The organism is Paraburkholderia sp. 32 (genome assembly GCF_050435345.1).
In the GTDB taxonomy this organism is placed as follows: domain Bacteria; phylum Pseudomonadota; class Gammaproteobacteria; order Burkholderiales; family Burkholderiaceae; genus Paraburkholderia; species Paraburkholderia tuberum.
The window spans coordinates 1,945,605-1,962,800 of sequence record NZ_JBNDKD010000003.1 but is presented as its reverse complement, the minus strand read 5'-3'; the positions used below and the strand labels follow the sequence as shown (position 1 = coordinate 1,962,800).

14 protein-coding genes are annotated in these 17,196 nt (G+C 65.7%); all 14 read left to right on the top strand.

Annotated features, from left to right (window positions below):
* The first annotated feature begins 13 nt into the window (after positions 1-13).
* Positions 14-967, top strand: coding sequence for a 16S rRNA (cytosine(1402)-N(4))-methyltransferase RsmH (rsmH, locus tag OKW26_RS31785; protein ID WP_429356200.1), 954 nt, complete (start codon positions 14-16; stop codon positions 965-967).
* Positions 964-1,314 carry a cell division protein FtsL gene (gene ftsL, locus OKW26_RS31780; RefSeq protein ID WP_429356199.1) on the top strand — a complete coding sequence of 117 codons (351 nt, stop codon included), beginning with the start codon at positions 964-966 and terminating at the stop codon, positions 1,312-1,314. Before rsmH ends, ftsL begins: the two co-directional genes overlap by 4 nt.
* On the top strand, positions 1,311-3,176 hold the full coding sequence (locus OKW26_RS31775; protein ID WP_184058587.1) for a peptidoglycan D,D-transpeptidase FtsI family protein: 1,866 nt from the start codon (positions 1,311-1,313) through the stop codon (positions 3,174-3,176). Before ftsL ends, OKW26_RS31775 begins: the two co-directional genes overlap by 4 nt.
* Positions 3,173-4,735, top strand: coding sequence for a UDP-N-acetylmuramoyl-L-alanyl-D-glutamate--2,6-diaminopimelate ligase (locus OKW26_RS31770; RefSeq protein WP_429356198.1), 1,563 nt, complete (start codon positions 3,173-3,175; stop codon positions 4,733-4,735). Before OKW26_RS31775 ends, OKW26_RS31770 begins: the two co-directional genes overlap by 4 nt.
* A complete protein-coding gene (locus OKW26_RS31765) occupies positions 4,732-6,144 on the top strand; it encodes a UDP-N-acetylmuramoyl-tripeptide--D-alanyl-D-alanine ligase (RefSeq protein ID WP_429356197.1) in 1,413 nt (470 codons plus the stop codon). The genes OKW26_RS31770 and OKW26_RS31765 overlap by 4 nt, the downstream gene beginning before the upstream one ends.
* 17 nt (positions 6,145-6,161) lie before the next feature.
* The gene (gene mraY / locus OKW26_RS31760; RefSeq protein WP_184058581.1) at positions 6,162-7,331 is read left to right on the top strand and encodes a phospho-N-acetylmuramoyl-pentapeptide-transferase; all 1,170 of its coding nucleotides are present in this window, start codon (positions 6,162-6,164) and stop codon (positions 7,329-7,331) included.
* A 25-nt stretch (positions 7,332-7,356) separates the two neighbouring features.
* Positions 7,357-8,895, top strand: a complete 1,539-nt coding sequence (gene murD, locus OKW26_RS31755) for a UDP-N-acetylmuramoyl-L-alanine--D-glutamate ligase (protein ID WP_429356196.1) — start codon at positions 7,357-7,359, stop codon at positions 8,893-8,895.
* Positions 8,892-10,157, top strand: a complete 1,266-nt coding sequence (gene ftsW / locus OKW26_RS31750) for a putative lipid II flippase FtsW (RefSeq protein ID WP_184066909.1) — start codon at positions 8,892-8,894, stop codon at positions 10,155-10,157. Before murD ends, ftsW begins: the two co-directional genes overlap by 4 nt.
* Positions 10,154-11,278 (top strand): undecaprenyldiphospho-muramoylpentapeptide beta-N-acetylglucosaminyltransferase, encoded by a 1,125-nt coding sequence (murG, locus tag OKW26_RS31745; RefSeq protein ID WP_429356195.1) that lies wholly within the window; start codon positions 10,154-10,156, stop codon positions 11,276-11,278. Before ftsW ends, murG begins: the two co-directional genes overlap by 4 nt.
* Positions 11,275-12,678, top strand: a complete 1,404-nt coding sequence (murC, locus tag OKW26_RS31740) for a UDP-N-acetylmuramate--L-alanine ligase (protein ID WP_429356194.1) — start codon at positions 11,275-11,277, stop codon at positions 12,676-12,678. The genes murG and murC overlap by 4 nt, the downstream gene beginning before the upstream one ends.
* Before the next feature lies 1 nt (position 12,679).
* Positions 12,680-13,621, top strand: a complete 942-nt coding sequence (locus OKW26_RS31735; RefSeq protein ID WP_429356193.1) for a D-alanine--D-alanine ligase — start codon at positions 12,680-12,682, stop codon at positions 13,619-13,621.
* Between the two features lie 23 nt (positions 13,622-13,644).
* Positions 13,645-14,397, top strand: a complete 753-nt coding sequence (locus OKW26_RS31730; protein ID WP_184051056.1) for a cell division protein FtsQ/DivIB — start codon at positions 13,645-13,647, stop codon at positions 14,395-14,397.
* A gap of 27 nt (positions 14,398-14,424) precedes the next feature.
* Positions 14,425-15,657 (top strand): cell division protein FtsA, encoded by a 1,233-nt coding sequence (gene ftsA, locus OKW26_RS31725; RefSeq protein WP_008921172.1) that lies wholly within the window; start codon positions 14,425-14,427, stop codon positions 15,655-15,657.
* Between the two features lie 116 nt (positions 15,658-15,773).
* Complete coding sequence (ftsZ, locus tag OKW26_RS31720) at positions 15,774-16,976, top strand: cell division protein FtsZ (RefSeq protein WP_184058571.1); 1,203 nt, start codon at positions 15,774-15,776, stop codon at positions 16,974-16,976.
* Positions 16,977-17,196: the final 220 nt, after the last annotated feature.

The following is a 17,196-nucleotide window of genomic DNA, read 5'->3' as shown; positions in this document are numbered from 1 at the left end:
GCGGCTTATTTATATGGCTTCTGCGATGGGAAACGAATTGCAGCATCGCACGGTGCTGTTGAACGAAGCGGTCGATGCGCTGGTCACGCGCGCCGACGGCACGTATGTGGACGGCACGTTCGGCCGTGGCGGCCATAGCCGCCTCTTGCTGGAACGGCTCGGTGAAGCAGGGCGGCTGATCGCGTTCGATAAAGATCCGCTCGCGATCGCGACGGCGCAGAAGATCGCCGATCCGCGCTTTGCCATCGTCCACGAGAGTTTTGCTTCACTGCGCGCCGCGATGGCGGAGCGCGGGGTAGGGCGTGTGTCGGGGGTGTTGCTGGATCTGGGCGTGTCGTCGCCGCAAGTCGACGATCCGGAGCGGGGCTTCAGCTTCCGCGCCGACGGCCCGCTCGACATGCGGATGGACCCGACGCGCGGCGAGTCCGCCGCTGACTGGCTCGCGCGGGCCACGGTGCAGGAATTGACGGAGGTGATACGAGATTATGGGGAAGAACGGTTTGCTTTTCAGATTGCAAAGGCGCTTGTTGCTCGCCGGGCAGAGTCCGACCGTCTTGGGCCTCTCGTCAGCACGGGCGAGCTTGCCCAAATCGTGGCTAACGTCGTCAAAACCCGTGAGAAGGGCAAGGACCCGGCAACCCGCACCTTTCAGGCTATACGGATTCACGTCAATCAAGAGCTTGCGGAGCTGCAAGTCGTTCTAGACGCAGCGTTGTCGTTGTTGGAGCAAGGGGGGCGGCTGGTGGTCATCAGCTTTCATTCGCTCGAGGACCGGATCGTCAAGCGATTCATGCAGGCGCACGCGAGCGCGCCGGCGGTGGATCGCCGTCTGCCGATCCGCGCGGTCGACCTGCCGAGCCCTCCGCTCAAGATCATCGGCCGCGTCTTCGCGAGCGACGCTGAGGTCGCCGGCAACCCGCGCGCCCGTTCTGCCGTGATGCGCGTGGCGGAGCGGATCGCGCCATGAACCGCCTCAATATTTTCCTGCTGATCATCGTGATGGCTTGTGCCTTGTCGGTCGTCAACGCGACCAATCAGCAGCGTCAGATCTTTATTCAGCTGCAGCGCGCGCAGTCGCAGGAGCGTCAGCTGCAGCAGGACTATTCGCAGCTTCAATATCAGCAGAGCGCGCTGTCCAAAACGTCGCGCATCGAGCAGCTCGCCACCGCCTCGCTGAAGATGCAATCGGTCACCACCGGCCGCACCCAGTACCTGACGCTCGCCCCGGGCGCCGCGACGGCGATCGACGCACCCATTCCGACTTCCGCGCCGGCCTCGGCGCCGGTCGCGACCCGTCGCGGAGCCACGCGATGAAAAAATCGTCGGCCCACAAGAGCGTTGCGTTTTCGGCCAATCCGATTCTGTCGGTGCGCCTGCCGATGTGGCGCTCGAAGCTCGTCGTGTTCCTGCTGTTCATGGCGTTCGTCGCGCTCGCCGCGCGCGCGTTCTGGATTCAGGGCCCGGGCAACGCGTTCTATCTGAAGCAGGGCGAGATCCGCTATCAGCGCCGCATCGACATGCCGGCCACGCGCGGCAAGATTCTCGACCGCAACGGTCTCGTGCTCGCCACGAGTCTGCCGGTGCGCGCAATCTGGGCGATTCCCGAATCGGTGCCCGACGACCTCGGCGCCGACAAGCTCGACGCGCTCGGCAAACTGCTCGGCATGACCACTAGGGAATTGCGCTCGAAGCTGTCGGAAGACAAGACCTTCGTCTACGTGAAGCGCCAGGTGCCGGTCGACGTCGCAGAAAAAGTCGCGGCGCTCGACATCCCCGGCATTTACTCGCGCGACGAGTACAAGCGCTTCTATCCGGAAGGCGAGATCACCGCTCACCTGATCGGCTTCACGAACGTCGAGGACGAGGGCCAGGAAGGCGTCGAGCTCGGCGACCAGAAGCTGCTCGCGGGCATGTCGGGCAGCCGTCGCGTGATCAAGGACCGGATGGGCCACATCATCGAGGACGTCGACGAACAGGTCGTGCCGCACAACGGCAAGGACGTCGATCTGTCGATCGACAGCAAGATCCAGTACATCGCCTATACGAACCTGAAAGCGGCCGTCGAGAAATTCAAGGCGAAGGCCGGCGCGGCGATGGTGATCGACGTGCGCACTGGCGAAGTGCTCGCGCTCGTCAATTACCCGACCTACAACCCGAACGACCGCTCGCACCTGACCGGCGACCAGCTGCGCAACCGCATCCTGACCGACACGTTCGAGCCGGGTTCGATCATGAAGCCGTTCACGGTGTCGCTCGCCCTCGATCTGCACCGGGTGACGCCGACTACACTGGTAGATACGGGCAACGGCCACTTCGTACTCGACGGCGCGCCGATTACCGACGACAGCGGCTTCGGCGTGCTGACGGTCGGCGGCGTGATCCAGAAGTCGAGCAACATCGGCGCGACCAAAATCGCGATGCAGTTGCGGCCCGAAGAGATGTGGAACATGTACACCAGCATCGGTCTCGGCCAGGCACCGAAGGTCGGCTTTCCGGGCGCGGCGGCGGGCCGTCTGCGTCCGTGGAAGAGCTGGCGCCGTATCGAGCAGGCGACGATGTCGTACGGCTATGGCCTGTCGGTGTCGCTGTTCCAGCTCGGCCGCGCGTACACCGCGATCGCGCACGACGGCGAAATCATGCCGGTGACGATTTTCCACACGCCGGGCGACCCGCCGGCCACCGGTCCGCAGATCTTCTCGCCGACCACCGCGCGTGAAGTGCGCGCGATGCTCGAAACCGTGGTGTCGCCGCAAGGCACGTCGCCGGATGCGGCGGTGCCCGGCTATCGCGTCGGCGGCAAGAGCGGTACCGCGTACAAGCACGGTCCGCACGGCTACGACCACTCCAAATATCGCGCCTCGTTCGTCGGCATGGCGCCGATGCCGAATCCGCGCATCGTCGTTGCGGTGTCGGTCGACGAGCCGACGGCCGGTAGCCACTTCGGCGGCCAGGTGTCGGGCCCGGTGTTTTCGGGCATCGCCGGGGATACGCTGCGCGCGCTGAACGTGCCGCCCGACATGCCCGTCAAGCAGATGGTCGTGTCCGACGATTCGGCGCCGCCCGCGCCCGGCGCGCCGGCCACGCCGCCCGTGGTGAAGAAGCTGTCGACGAGCCCCGGCGTGAAGAGGATGACCATTTCCGCCACCCCGAAAAATCATCCAGGAGTCGAGCGATGAGCGCGCTGCGCGAGCAACATCCAGCGCACCGGCAGATCGCCGACGCCCTCGCCTGGCTGCACGCGCACGTGCAGCCAGGCGCGCATCTGCACGCCGACACGCGCTCGCTCGCGGCCGGCGACGCGTTCTTCGCGTACGCGGTCGATGGCGCGGACAACCGCGCATTCATCGACGCGGCCATCAAGCGCGGTGCGGCCGCCGTGCTCGTGCAACCCGAAGGTTTCAGCGGCACGCTCGACGCGGCCGCCGCACATGCGGTGCCGGCGTTGAACGAACTCGCCGGCATGATCGCGAGCGCGTGGTATCGCGATCCGAGCGACGCGATGCTCGCGGTCGGCATCACCGGCACGAACGGCAAGACCTCGTGCAGCCAGTGGGTCGCCGCGGCGCTGTCCGCGCGCGGCATGCGCTGCGCGATCGTCGGCACGCTCGGCACAGGGCTCGTCGGCCAACTCGTGCACACCGGCTTCACGACGCCCGACGCACCGCAATTGCAACGCAGCCTCGCGCAATTGCGCGACGCGGGCGCGCAGGCGGTGGCGATGGAAGTGTCGTCGCATGCGCTGCACCAGGGGCGCGTGAACGGCACCGCTTTCGACATCGCGGTGTTCACGAACCTGACGCAGGACCATCTCGACTATCACGGCACGTTCGAGGCCTATGAAGCCGCCAAGGTGCGTCTGTTCGCCTGGCCCGAGCTGCGCGCGGCCGTGATCAATCGCGACGATGCCGCCGGCCGGCGTTTGCTCGCGAGCACGCGTAGTCACGCGCGCACGATCGCGTATGGCATCGAGGGCGAGCATGGCGACGCCAACGCTGACGGCACACCGCAAGCCGACGCGTGGCTCACTGCATCGAACGTGCATGCCACCGCGACCGGCACCGCGTTTCATCTGAGCACCTCGGACTGGGGCAACGCCGAAGTCGAAGTGCAAACGCTCGGCCTCTTCAATGTCGGCAATCTGCTCGCGGTACTCGGCGTGCTGCTCGCCGCCGACGTGCCGTTCGACGCGGCGCTCGCCGAACTCGCGAAGCTCGAACCGGTGAACGGCCGCATGCAGCGTCTGGGCGGCCGTCTGCAGAACGACGAGCCACTCGTCGTGATCGACTACGCGCACACACCCGATGCGCTCGAAAAGACGCTCGAAGCACTGCGGCCGATCGCGACCGCGCGCGGCGGCGAACTCGTCTGCATGTTCGGCTGCGGCGGCGACCGCGATGCGACCAAGCGTCCGCTGATGGGCGCGATCGCCGAGCGGCTGGCGGACAACGTCGTCGTGACGAGCGACAACCCGCGCAGCGAGGATCCGCTCGCAATCATCGAGCAAATTGCCGCGGGCATGCAGGAAGCGTCGAAGGCGCGCCGCATCGAGGACCGCGCGAGCGCGATCCTGCAGGCGATCCGCGGCGCCGCGCGCGAAGACGTGATCGTGCTGGCCGGCAAGGGGCACGAAGCCACACAGGAAATCATGGGCAAGAAACGCGCTTTCTCCGATCAGGACCACGCCCGCCTCGCACTCGCCGCGCGCGCCACACAAACACGCGGAGGTGGCGAATGAACATGTTCTCGCTACGTGCAGCCGCCGCGCAGATCCCCGGCGCGAGCGTCACCGGCGACGACAGCGTGCGCTTCGAGCGCGTGTCGACCGACAGCCGCAGCGCCGGCCCCGGCGATCTGTTCATCGCGATCAAGGGCGACCGTTTCGACGCGCACGACTTCCTGCCGCAAGTGGCCGAGCGCAACGTCGCGGCGGTGCTCGTCGCGCGCACGCCGGATAGCTGGAGCGTGCCCGCGATCCGCGTCGCCGATACGCGCGAAGCGCTCGGCGCGCTCGCGCGCGGCTGGCGTCGTCAGTTCGACCTGCCGCTCGTCGCGGTCACGGGCAGCAACGGCAAGACCACGGTCAAGGAAATGATCGCCTCGATCTTCGCGGCCGCGGTCGGCGCGGATGCGCGTCTTGCGACCGCGGGCAATTTCAACAACGACATCGGCCTTCCGCTCACGCTGTTCCGTCTGCATGCCGCGCATCGGCTCGCGGTGGTCGAGCTCGGCATGAACCATCCTGGCGAAACCGAACTGCTCGCGAAACTCGCCGAGCCGACGGTTGCCGTCGTCAACAACGCGCAGCGCGAGCACCAGGAATTCATGGCGACCGTCGAGGCGGTCGCGCTCGAACACGCGAGCGTGATTCACGCGCTGTCGCCGGAAGGCACGGCGGTATTCCCCGCCGACGACGCATACGCGAGCATCTGGCGCGTCGCCGCGACCGGCAGTCGCATCATCGATTTCGCGTTGAACAGCGCGGAGAGCACGACCGAAGCCGCGGTGAAGGGCAGGTTCGACGGCAAGCGTTTGAGTATCGACACGCCGCAAGGCCATCTCGACGTCACGCTGCAGGTGCTCGGCAATCACAACGCACACAACGCGCTCGCGGCGACCTCGGCGGCGTTGGCAGCGGGCGTGTCGCTCGACGCGATCCAGCGCGGCCTCGAATCGTTCGGCGCGGTGAAGGGCCGTCTGCAGGTCAAGCAGGCCGTGCTCGGCACGCTCGCGGGCGCAACCGTGATCGACGACACCTACAACGCGAATCCCGATTCGATGCGCGCCGCGATCGACGTGCTCGCGTCACGTGAATCGCCGCGTGTGCTCGTGATGGGCGACATGGGCGAAGTCGGCGACAACGGCCCGGCGTTTCACCGCGAAATCGGCGCGTATGCGAAAGAGAGCGGTATCGACGCGCTGTATGCGTTGGGCGACGCCTCGCGCGACGCCTGCACCGCATACGGCGCGGGCGCGCACCACGTCGCCGATGTCGGCGCACTGGTCGCGCAACTGCAGCAGGCCGGCTTCGGCGCTGCCGCAACGCTTCTCGTGAAAGGCTCGCGCTTCATGCAGATGGAGCGCGTGGTGGACGCCGTTACGAGTCCACAACCCAACGCCGCGGGCACGACGCCCGCTGCACATTGAAATAGAAGGATCCAGGCATGCTACTGGCGCTGGCGCAATGGCTGCAGAATGACGCAAGCTTCTTGCGCGTGTTCAGTTATCTGACGTTTCGCGCGGTGATGGCGACCATCACCGCGTTGTTGATCGGGCTCGTCTGCGGCCCGGCGGTCATTCGCAAGCTGACCGCGATGAAGGTCGGCCAGGCCGTTCGCAAGGACGGTCCGCAAACTCACCTCGTCAAATCGGGCACGCCGACGATGGGCGGCGTGCTGATCCTGCTCGGCATCGCCGTGGCCACGCTGCTGTGGGCCGATCTGACCAACCGCTTCATCTGGATCGTGATGCTCGTCACGTTCGGCTTCGGCGTGATCGGCTGGGTCGACGATTACCGCAAGGTCGTCTACAAGGACCCGCGCGGCATGTCATCGCGCGAGAAGTATTTCTGGCAATCGGTGATCGGCCTGTTCGCGGCGGTTTATCTCGCGTTCAGCGTGTCCGAGGCGAGCAACGTGCGCGTGTTCGACCTGTTCATGGCGTGGGTGCGCAGCGGTCTGTCGATGGGCCTGCCCGCGCGCGCCGACCTGCTGTTGCCGTTCTTCAAGTCGATGACCTATCCGCTCGGCGTGTGGGGCTTCATCGTGCTCACGTATCTGGTGATCGTCGGCGCGAGCAACGCGGTGAACCTGACCGACGGCCTCGATGGCCTCGTGATCATGCCGGTCGTGCTGGTCGGCGCGTCGCTCGGTGTGTTCGCGTACGTGATGGGCAGCTCGGTCTACTCGAAATACCTGCTGTTCCCGCATATTCCCGGCGCCGGCGAATTGCTGATCTTCTGTTCGGCGATGGGCGGCGCGGGTCTCGCGTTTTTGTGGTTCAACACGCACCCGGCGCAGATGTTCATGGGCGACGTCGGCGCGCTCGCGCTCGGCGGCGCGCTCGGCACGGTCGCGGTGATCGTGCGTCAGGAAATCGTGCTGTTCATCATGGGCGGCATTTTCGTCGCGGAAACGCTGTCGGTGATGTTGCAGGTCACGTGGTTCAAATACACGAAGCGCCGTTACGGCGAAGGGCGGCGGCTCTTCAAGATGGCACCGCTGCATCACCATTTCGAATTGTCGGGCTGGAAGGAAACGCAGGTGGTCGTGCGTTTCTGGATCATCACGTTGATGTTGTGCCTGTTCGGTTTGTCCACGCTCAAATTGCGTTAAGCAGCAGTATTTAAGGAAGCAGGCGATGTTCGGCGAGAAGTTTCGGGATCGGCAAAAGCCGATGGTGCTCGTGCTGGGACTGGGTGAATCCGGTCTCGCGATGGCGCGCTGGTGCGCCAGGCACGGCTGTCGGCTGCGCGTGGCCGATACGCGCGAAGTGCCGCCGAATCTGTCCGCGCTCGAAGCGCATGGCGTCGACGCCGATTTCGTCGGCGGTCCGTTTTCGCCGGTGCTGCTCGAAGGCGTCGAGCTGGTCGCGATCAGCCCGGGACTGTCGCCGCTGGCCGCCGATCTGCTGCCGCTGGTCACGGCGGCGCGCGAGCAGGGCATCCCGGTGTGGGGCGAACTCGAACTGTTCTCGCAGGCGCTGCGCACACTCGGCGAGTCCGGCTACGCGCCGAAGGTGATCGCGATCACCGGCACGAACGGCAAGACCACGACGACGAGTCTCGCCGGCTTGCTGTGCGAACGCGCGGGCAAGAAGGTCGCGGTGGCGGGCAACATCAGCCCGTCGCTGCTCGACAAGCTCTCCGAAGCGATCGACCAGACCGCGCTGCCCGACGTGTGGGTGCTCGAACTGTCGAGCTTCCAGCTGGAGACCTCGCATACGTTTACGCCGGACGCGGCCGCCGTGCTTAACATCACGCAGGATCATCTGGACTGGCACGGCGGACTCGATGCGTACGCAGCCGCGAAGGGCCGCATCTTCGGTACACGGACGGTGCGCGTGCTGAACCGCGACGACGCACGCGTGATGGCGCTCGCGCCCGCCAGCGGCGACGCGGAGGTCGTCACGTTCGGCGTGACCGAGCCGAAGAACGACGGTGACTATGGCCTCCTGCGCGACAACGGCATGGTGTGGCTCGTCGAAGCGCAAGATCGCGACGCGAGCGACGAGTCCCCCAAGGGGACTTCCTTCGGGGCGCCGACGCCGAAGCGCCGTCGCAAGAACGAAGCAGCCGCAACGCCCGACATCGCGTTGAAGCGTCTGATGCCCGCCGACGCACTGCACATCCGTGGCCTGCACAACGCGGCCAACGCGTTGGCCGCGTACGCGCTCGCACGCGCGATCGGCCTGCCCGGCGCGCCGCTTTTGCACGGCCTGCGCGAATATCGCGGCGAGCCGCATCGCGTGGAACTGATCGCGTCGATCGACGGCATCGACTATGTGGACGACAGCAAGGGCACCAACGTCGGCGCGACGGTCGCCGCGCTCGACGGTCTCGCGCAGCGCGTCGTGCTGATCGCCGGCGGCGACGGCAAGGGTCAGGAGTTCGAGCCGCTCGCCGCACCGGTGATGCGCTGGTGCCGCGCGGTGATGCTGATCGGCCGCGATGCGCCGCAGATTCGCGCGGCGCTCGAACATTGCGGCGTCGCGATGACCGATCACGCGACTCTTGAAGACGCGACGCGCGCGGCCACCGCGCTCGCGCAGCCCGGCGACGCGGTGCTGCTGTCGCCCGCGTGCGCGAGCTTCGACATGTTCAAGGGTTACGCACACCGCGCGGCGGTATTCCGCAGCACGGTCGAAGATATCGCGGCCGAACGGGGGACGATGATATGAGCTGGTCGGAACGTTTCGGCTCGCGCGAACCCTCCGGCGGCAACGGCGCCGCGGCGCGCACGTCCACCCGCACGGGCGGCAGCGGTCTCGCGAGCGCGGTCAACGGCGTGCGGCCGCTGCGCTCGCGCATGCTCGACTACGACCACTCGCTGCTGTGGGTCGTCGTCGCGCTGCTCGGGCTCGGCGTCGTGATGGTGTACTCGGCGTCGATCGCGATGCCCGATTCGCCGAAGTACGCGTCGTATCGCGATTGGGCGTTCCTCGTGCGCCAGATCATCTTCGTGCTGATGGGCGCGGCGGTCGGCGTCGCGTCGTTCCGCATTCCGATTTCGACGTGGGACAAGTACGCACCGAAGCTCTTCCTGATATCGCTCGTCGCGCTCGTGATCGTGCTGATCCCGCACGTCGGCAAGGGCGTGAACGGCGCGCGCCGCTGGATTCCGCTCGGCATCACGAACATGCAGCCGTCGGAAATCATGAAGCTCGCGGTGACGATCTACGCGGCGAACTACACGGTGCGCAAGCAGGAATACATGCACAGCTTCGCCAAGGGCTTTCTGCCGATGGCCGTCGCGGTCGGTCTCGTCGGCATGCTGCTGCTGCTCGAGCCGGACATGGGCGCGTTCATGGTGATCGCGGCGATCGCGATGGGCGTGCTGTTCCTCGGCGGTGTGAACGGCAAGCTGTTTGGCGGCCTCGTCGCGACCGCGGTGGGCACGTTCACGTTGCTGGTGTGGGCGTCGCCGTGGCGTCGCGAGCGGATTTTCGCCTACCTCGATCCGTGGGACGATCGCTACGCGCAGGGCAAGGCATATCAGCTGACGCACTCGCTGATCGCGTTCGGGCGCGGCGAGTGGTTCGGCGTCGGTCTCGGCGGCAGCGTCGAGAAGCTCAACTATCTGCCGGAAGCGCATACCGACTTCATTCTCGCGGTGATCGGCGAGGAGCTGGGTTTCGTCGGCGTGCTCGTCGTGATCCTGATGTTCTACTGGATCGTGCGCCGTTCGTTCGAGATCGGCCGCCAGGCGCTCGCGCTCGATCGCACGTTCGCGGGTCTGGTCGCGAAGGGCGTCGGCATATGGTTCGGCGCGCAGACCTTCATCAACATGGGCGTGAACCTCGGCCTACTGCCGACCAAGGGCCTGACGTTGCCGCTCGTCAGTTACGGCGGCTCGGGCATTTTGTTGAACTGCGTGGCGATCGCGGTGCTGATGCGGGTCGACTATGAGAACCGGGTGTTGATGCGCGGGGGCAAGGTATGACGGCTCTGCCACAACGCACGCTGATGGTGATGGCCGGCGGCACCGGGGGACATGTGTTCCCGGGGCTCGCGGTCGCACATCTGATGCAGGCGTGGGGCTGGAAAGTCGTGTGGCTCGGCAACCCCGCGGGCATGGAAGCGACGCTGGTACCGAAGCACGGCATTCCAATGGAGTACCTGCGCTTCGGCGGCGTGCGCGGCAAGGGTCTGAAGACCAAGCTGATGCTGCCGGTGAATCTGCTGCGCGCGTGCACGCAGAGTTTGAGCGTGCTGCGTCGCGTGAAGCCCGACGTCGTGCTCGGCATGGGCGGCTACATCACGTTCCCGGCCGGTCTGATGACCGCGCTGAGCGGCCGGCCGCTCGTGCTGCACGAACAGAATTCGATCGCGGGTCTCGCCAACAAGGTGCTCGCGAAGCTCGCGAAGCGCGTGCTGGTCGCATTTCCGAATGCGCTGCCGCACAGCGAATGGACCGGTAATCCGATTCGCGAGGAACTTGCGCGGGCGAATCCACCCAAAGCACGCTACGCGCAGCGTAATGGTCCGCTGAACATGCTCGTCGTGGGCGGCAGTCTCGGCGCCGCGGCGTTGAACGAAGTCGTGCCGCGCGCCGTCGCGCTGCTTGGCTCCAACGAGAGACCGCGCATCGTGCATCAGGCGGGCGCGAAGCATATCGACGCGCTGCGCGAGAACTACGCGGCGGCTGGTTTGCAGGCTGGTGCGGACGTCTCGCTCGTGCCGTTCATCGACGACATGACGAGCGCCTACGAAGCAGCCGATCTGGTGATCTGCCGCTCGGGCGCGATGACCGTGTCGGAGATCTCGGCGGTCGGCGTCGCGGCGCTGTTCGTGCCGTTCCCGTACGCGGTCGACGATCACCAGACCACTAATGCAGCGTTCCTCGCCGACAACGGCGCGGCGCTGGTCGTACAACAACGCGATCTGTCGGCGGAAAAGCTCGCCGACTGGTTGCGCAGCCAGACGCGGGAAAGTCTCGCGGAAATGGCGGAGCGTTCGCGCTCGCTCGCGAAACCGGATGCCACCGAACAGGTCGCGCAGATCTGCGCGACGGTGGCGGCTGCGGGTTCGATGGCGGGCGTGAGCCCAGAAGGAAAGCAATGAAACACATCGTCAAACACATTCATTTCGTCGGCATCGGCGGCGTGGGCATGAGCGGCATCGCCGAAGTGCTCGTCAATCTCGGCTATCAGGTGAGCGGCTCGGACCTGTCGGGCAACGCGGTCACCGAGCGCCTCGCCGGGCTCGGCGCGCGCATTTCGATCGGGCACGCGGCGGAGAACATCGAAGGCGCGAACGCGGTGGTGGTGTCGACCGCGGTGCGCAGCGACAACCCGGAAGTGCTGGCCGCGCGTCATCGCCGCATTCCGATCGTGCCGCGCGCGGTGATGCTCGCGGAGTTGATGCGTCTGAAGCAGGGCATCGCGATTGCCGGCACGCACGGCAAGACCACGACCACGTCGCTGGTCGCGAGCGTGCTCGCCGCGGGCGGGCTCGATCCGACCTTCGTGATCGGCGGCCGGCTGATCAGCGCGGGCGCGAATGCGCGCCTCGGCACCGGCGACTTCATCGTCGCCGAGGCGGACGAATCGGACGCGTCGTTCCTGAACCTGTTCCCGGTGATCGAGGTCATCACGAACATCGACGCCGATCATATGGACACCTATGGTCACGACTTCGCGCGTCTGAAGCAGGCCTTCATCGAATTCACGCACCGTTTGCCGTTCTACGGCATCGCGGTGCTGTGCGTCGACGATCCGAACGTGAAGGAGATCCTGCCGTTCGTGTCGAAGCCGATCATCCGCTACGGTTTCGCGGCCGATGCGCAGGTGCGCGCGGTCAACGTCGAAGCTCGCGAAGGCCGCATGCATTTCACCGTAATGCGCGAAGACGCGGCGCCGCTCGACGTCACGTTGAACCTGCCGGGCGAGCACAACGTGCAGAACGCGTTGGCCGCAATTGCAATTGCGACTGAACTCGAAGTGAAAGATGCCGATATCCAGCGAGCGCTCGCGGATTTCAACGGCGTCGGCCGACGCTTCCAACGCTATGGCGAAGTGCCGGTTCTCAGCGACGGCCAGGCCGCGGGCTCCTACACGCTGGTGGACGACTACGGTCACCACCCGGTCGAAATGGCCGCCACGTTGGCGGCGGCGCGCGGCGCATTTCCGAGCCGGCGTCTGGTGCTGGCGTTCCAGCCGCACCGCTTCACGCGCACGCGTGATTGCTTCGAGGATTTCGTGAAAGTGCTGTCGACCGTCGACGCGCTCGTGCTGACCGAAGTCTATGCGGCCGGCGAAGCGCCGATCGTCGCCGCCGACGGCCGCGCATTGGCGCGCGCGCTGCGCGTCGCGGGCAAGGTCGAGCCGGTGTTTGTCGATACGGTGGATGAAGTGCCGGACGCGCTGTCCACGGTGGTGCGCGACGGCGATGTGGTGATTACGATGGGCGCGGGTTCGATCGGCGGTGTGCCGGTTCGACTCGCTCAGGAACAGAAGGTGTGAGATGAGCAGTATCGACCCTAAACAATTCGGCAAGGTGGCAGTGCTGCTCGGCGGTAATTCCGCCGAGCGCGAGGTGTCGCTCAATTCCGGGCGCCTGGTGTTGCAAGGCCTGCGTGACGCTGGCGTCGACGCGCATCCGTTCGATCCGGCCGAGCGTCCGCTGTCCGCGTTGAAGGATGAAGACTTCGTGCGCGCGTTCAACGCGCTGCATGGCGGCTACGGCGAGAACGGCCAGATCCAGGGCGCGCTGGATTTCTATGGCATCCGTTACACCGGTAGCGGCGTGCTCGGCTCGGCGCTCGGTCTCGACAAGTTCCGCACCAAGCTCGTGTGGCAGCAGCTCGGCATTCCGACTCCGCCGTTCGAAGCGGTGCTGCGCGGTGACGACTACGAAGCGCGCGCCAAGGAGATCGTCGCGAAGCTCGGTCTGCCGCTGTTCGTGAAGCCGGCGAGCGAAGGTTCGAGTGTCGCCGTGATCAAGGTGAAGCGCGCGGACGCGCTGCCGGCCGCGTTGATCGAAGCCGTGAAGCACGACCGTATCGTCGTGGTCGAGAAGAGCATCGAAGGCGGCGGCGAGTACACCGCGTGCATCGCCGGCAATCTGGACCTGCCGGTGATCCGCATCGTGCCGGCCGGCGAGTTCTACGACTACCACGCGAAGTACGTCGCCAACGACACGCAGTATCTGATTCCGTGCGGTCTCGGCGCCGAAGAGGAAGCGCGCCTGAAGGTGCTCGCGCGCCGCGCGTTCGATGTGCTCGGCTGCACCGACTGGGGCCGCGCGGACTTCATGCTCGACGGCGAAGGCAAGCCGTACTTCCTCGAAGTGAATACGGCGCCCGGCATGACCGATCACTCGCTGCCGCCGAAAGCGGCGCGCGCGGTCGGCATCAGCTATCAGGAACTGGTGGTCGGCGTGTTGGCGCTGACGCTGCAGGATTAACCAAGGCAACCGCAAGCGACACCATGTGGAACAACGTTCGCCAGCTCAATCTCGCCAGCAACGCGCTGCACGCGTTGCTGGTGCTCGTGCTGCTGGCGGCGGGCGGTTACTGGCTGATCCAGCGCCCGAATTTCGCGCTGCGCGAGATCCAGATCGACGGCGATACCGAGCACATCAATTCGCCGACGGTACGCGCCGGCGTGGTGGGGCGACTGAAGGGCAACTACTTCACGGTCGATCTCGACGCCGCACGGCAGGCGTTCGAGCAGATGCCGTGGGTGCGTCACGCGAGCGTACGGCGCGTGTGGCCGAATGCACTGGCTGTCACGCTCGAGGAGTACAAGCCGCTTGGGACGTGGGGCAGCGATCAGCTGGTGAGCGTCGACGGCGAGCTGTTCACCGCGAACCAGGGCGAGCTCGACGGAGACCTGCCGGCGTTCGACGGCCCGGACGGTACGGCGAAGGAAGTCGTCGCGCGTTATCACGACTTCCAGAAGTGGTTCGCGGCGATCCACGAGACGCCCGAGGAAGTGACGCTGTCGCCGCGCTACGCGTGGACGGTGAAGCTGTCGAACGGCACGCAGGTGGAGTTGGGCCGCGAACGCAATCAGGACACGCTGGCCGATCGCAGCAAGCGCCTGACCGCGGCATGGAGCGCGGTGACGCAACGTTGGGGAAAGGATATCGAGAATGCGGACTTGCGCTATCCGAACGGTTTCGCGATTCGTGCCACTGGCATGCGCTTCATCAGCGAACCCGACAAGGGCAAGAAGTAAACGGACATCACACGCACTGAGCACGCTATGAGTAAAGACTATAAAGATCTGCTGGTCGCCCTCGACATCGGAACGTCGAAGGTAGTGGCCATCGTCGCCGAGTTGAAGGGCGAGGGTCACTACGAGGTGATCGGTCTCGGCCAGAGCGAATCGAAGGGGCTCAAGAAGGGCGTGGTAGTGAATATCGAAGCCACCGTGCAGTCGATTCAGCGCGCGCTCGAGGAAGCCGAGCTGATGGCCGACTGCAAGATCACGAACGTGTTCACCGGGATCGCCGGCAGCCATATCCGCAGCTTCAATTCGAGCGGCATGGTCGCGATCAAGGAGAAGGAAGTCACGCAGGCCGACGTCGCGCGCGTGATCGAAACCGCCAAGGCGATCAACATTCCGACCGACCAGCAGGTGCTGCATATCCTCACGCAGGAATTCATCATCGACGGTCAGGAAGACGTGCGCGAGCCGATCGGCATGAGCGGCATCCGCCTCGAAGTGAAGGTGCATATCGTGACCGGTGCCGTGAGCGCGGCGCAGAACATCGTCAAGTGCGTGCGTCGCTGCGGCCTCGAAGTGAACGACCTGATTCTGCAGCCGCTCGCGTCGTCGCTCGCGGTGCTGACGGAAGACGAAAAGGAACTGGGCGTGGTGCTGGTCGATATCGGCGGCGGCACGACGGACATCGCGATCTTCAGCGAAGGCGCGATTCGCCACACGGCCGTGATTCCGATCGCCGGCGACCAGATCACGAGCGACATCGCGATGGCGCTGCGCACGCCGACGCCGGATGCCGAGGACATCAAGGTCGACTACGGCATCGCCAAGCAGGCGCTCGCCGATCCGGACGAGATGATCGAAGTGCCGGGTCTCGGCGAGCGCGGGCCGCGCACGCTGTCGCGCCAGGCATTGGCGGCCGTGATCGAGCCGCGCGTCGAAGAGCTGTTTTCGCTCGTGCAGCAAGTGGTGCGCGAGTCGGGTTATGAAGAACTGCTGAGCTCGGGCGTCGTGCTGACGGGCGGCGCGTCGATGATGATCGGCATGGTCGAGCTCGGTGAGGACATTTTCCTGAAGCCGGTGCGCATCGGCGTGCCGGAGTATGCGGGCGGTCTCGCCGACGTCGTGCGCAATCCGCGCTATTCGACGGCGATGGGTCTGCTCGTCGAAGGACGCTCGCAGCGTATGCGCGGGCGCAAGGTTGCGGTGCAGTCGGGGTCGATGGGACAGGTGTTCTCGCGCATGAAGGACTGGTTCCTCGGCAACTTCTGACTACGGGTTTCGAGAAATTCGCGCTGGTGCCGGCGGCCGGCGCGCGACAGGGGGTTGCCCGATCTCCTGCCGGATAACGCCGAGTGGCGGTAACTTTTTATCTTGACGGAGGCAACATGGAATTCCAGATGCTGGAAACCGAAACGAGCGGCACGATCATCAAGGTCGTCGGAGTCGGTGGCGCTGGCGGCAATGCCGTTCAGCACATGATCAACAAAGGCGTGCAAGGCGTCGACTTCATCGTGATGAACACGGACGCGCAGGCGCTGTCGCGTTCGCGTGCCACCGCGGTGATCCAGCTCGGCAACACGGGTCTGGGCGCGGGCGCCAAGCCGGAAATGGGCCACGCCGCTGCTGAAGAAGCACGCGAGCGTATCGCCGACGCACTGCGCGGCGCGCATATGGTGTTCATCACCGCCGGCATGGGTGGCGGTACCGGCACGGGCGCGGCACCGGTCGTCGCGCAGATCGCGAAGGAAATGGGTATTTTGACCGTTGGCGTCGTCAGCAAGCCGTTCGAATTCGAAGGCGGCAAGCGTATGCGCGTGGCGGAAGCCGGTTCGCAGCAACTGGAGGATCACGTCGACTCGCTGATCGTCGTGCTGAACGACAAGCTGTTCGAGGTGATGGGCGACGACGCCGAGATGGACAAGTGCTTCCAGTGCGCTGACGACGTTCTGAACAACGCGGTCGCGGGCATTGCGGAAATCATCAACGTCGACGGTCTCGTCAACGTCGACTTCGAAGACGTGAAGACCGTGATGGGCGAGCAGGGCAAGGCGATGATGGGCACGGCGACGGTTGCCGGCGTCGATCGCGCGCGTCTCGCGGCCGAACAGGCCGTCGCGAGCCCGCTGCTGGAAGGCGTCGATCTGTCGGGCGCGCGTGGCGTGCTGGTCAACATCACGTCGAGCCGTTCGCTGCGTCTGTCGGAAACGCGCGAAGTGATGAACACGATCAAGAGCTATGCCGCGGAAGATGCCACGGTGATCTTCGGCGCCGTGTACGACGACGCGATGGGCGACGCGCTGCGCGTGACGGTCGTTGCGACGGGCCTCGGCCGCGCGGCGAAGAAGCAGCAATCTGCACCGATGACGCTGCTGCGCACCGGCACCGACAACCAGCCGATCGGCGCGATGGCGCATGCGGCGTACGCACCGGCGGCAGGCCACGCCAGCACGGCCGACTACGGCGCGCTCGATACACCGGCAGTGTGGCGCACCTCGCGCGACACGGCGGCCTCGCACGTGCAGGCGCTGCAGGAAAAGGGCGTCGATACGTACGACATTCCGGCATTCCTGCGCAAGCAGGCGGACTGAGCGCACGGGCAGGCTTCGTTGCCGCGTTGCGAGTAAGGTCGCAGATGCAGCGCTGGCGGACGAACGCACGAGCGTGGCGGGTGAACGGCAAGCAGGTCGCTTATCGTCTGATTCGCGGCAGGGGCAACTGCCCTCTGCGGATTCGCGAAGCGGACGAAGTGACTGCCGCCGAACGGCGTTGGCTTATAGTTGAATGGGCCGAACCGAAATTCACTGCGAC

Excerpts from the sequence above, each read along its gene's own strand:
- rsmH (WP_429356200.1), top strand. The coding sequence starts at position 14 with ATGGCTTCTGCGATGGGAAACGAATTGCAGCATCGCACGGTGCTGTTG.
- ftsL (WP_429356199.1), top strand. The coding sequence starts at position 964 with ATGAACCGCCTCAATATTTTCCTGCTGATCATCGTGATGGCTTGTGCC.
- OKW26_RS31775 (WP_184058587.1), top strand. The coding sequence starts at position 1,311 with ATGAAAAAATCGTCGGCCCACAAGAGCGTTGCGTTTTCGGCCAATCCG.
- OKW26_RS31770 (WP_429356198.1), top strand. The coding sequence starts at position 3,173 with ATGAGCGCGCTGCGCGAGCAACATCCAGCGCACCGGCAGATCGCCGAC.
- OKW26_RS31765 (WP_429356197.1), top strand. The coding sequence starts at position 4,732 with ATGAACATGTTCTCGCTACGTGCAGCCGCCGCGCAGATCCCCGGCGCG.
- mraY (WP_184058581.1), top strand. The coding sequence starts at position 6,162 with ATGCTACTGGCGCTGGCGCAATGGCTGCAGAATGACGCAAGCTTCTTG.
- murD (WP_429356196.1), top strand. The coding sequence starts at position 7,357 with ATGTTCGGCGAGAAGTTTCGGGATCGGCAAAAGCCGATGGTGCTCGTG.
- ftsW (WP_184066909.1), top strand. The coding sequence starts at position 8,892 with ATGAGCTGGTCGGAACGTTTCGGCTCGCGCGAACCCTCCGGCGGCAAC.
- murG (WP_429356195.1), top strand. The coding sequence starts at position 10,154 with ATGACGGCTCTGCCACAACGCACGCTGATGGTGATGGCCGGCGGCACC.
- murC (WP_429356194.1), top strand. The coding sequence starts at position 11,275 with ATGAAACACATCGTCAAACACATTCATTTCGTCGGCATCGGCGGCGTG.
- OKW26_RS31735 (WP_429356193.1), top strand. The coding sequence starts at position 12,680 with ATGAGCAGTATCGACCCTAAACAATTCGGCAAGGTGGCAGTGCTGCTC.
- OKW26_RS31730 (WP_184051056.1), top strand. The coding sequence starts at position 13,645 with ATGTGGAACAACGTTCGCCAGCTCAATCTCGCCAGCAACGCGCTGCAC.
- ftsA (WP_008921172.1), top strand. The coding sequence starts at position 14,425 with ATGAGTAAAGACTATAAAGATCTGCTGGTCGCCCTCGACATCGGAACG.
- ftsZ (WP_184058571.1), top strand. The coding sequence starts at position 15,774 with ATGGAATTCCAGATGCTGGAAACCGAAACGAGCGGCACGATCATCAAG.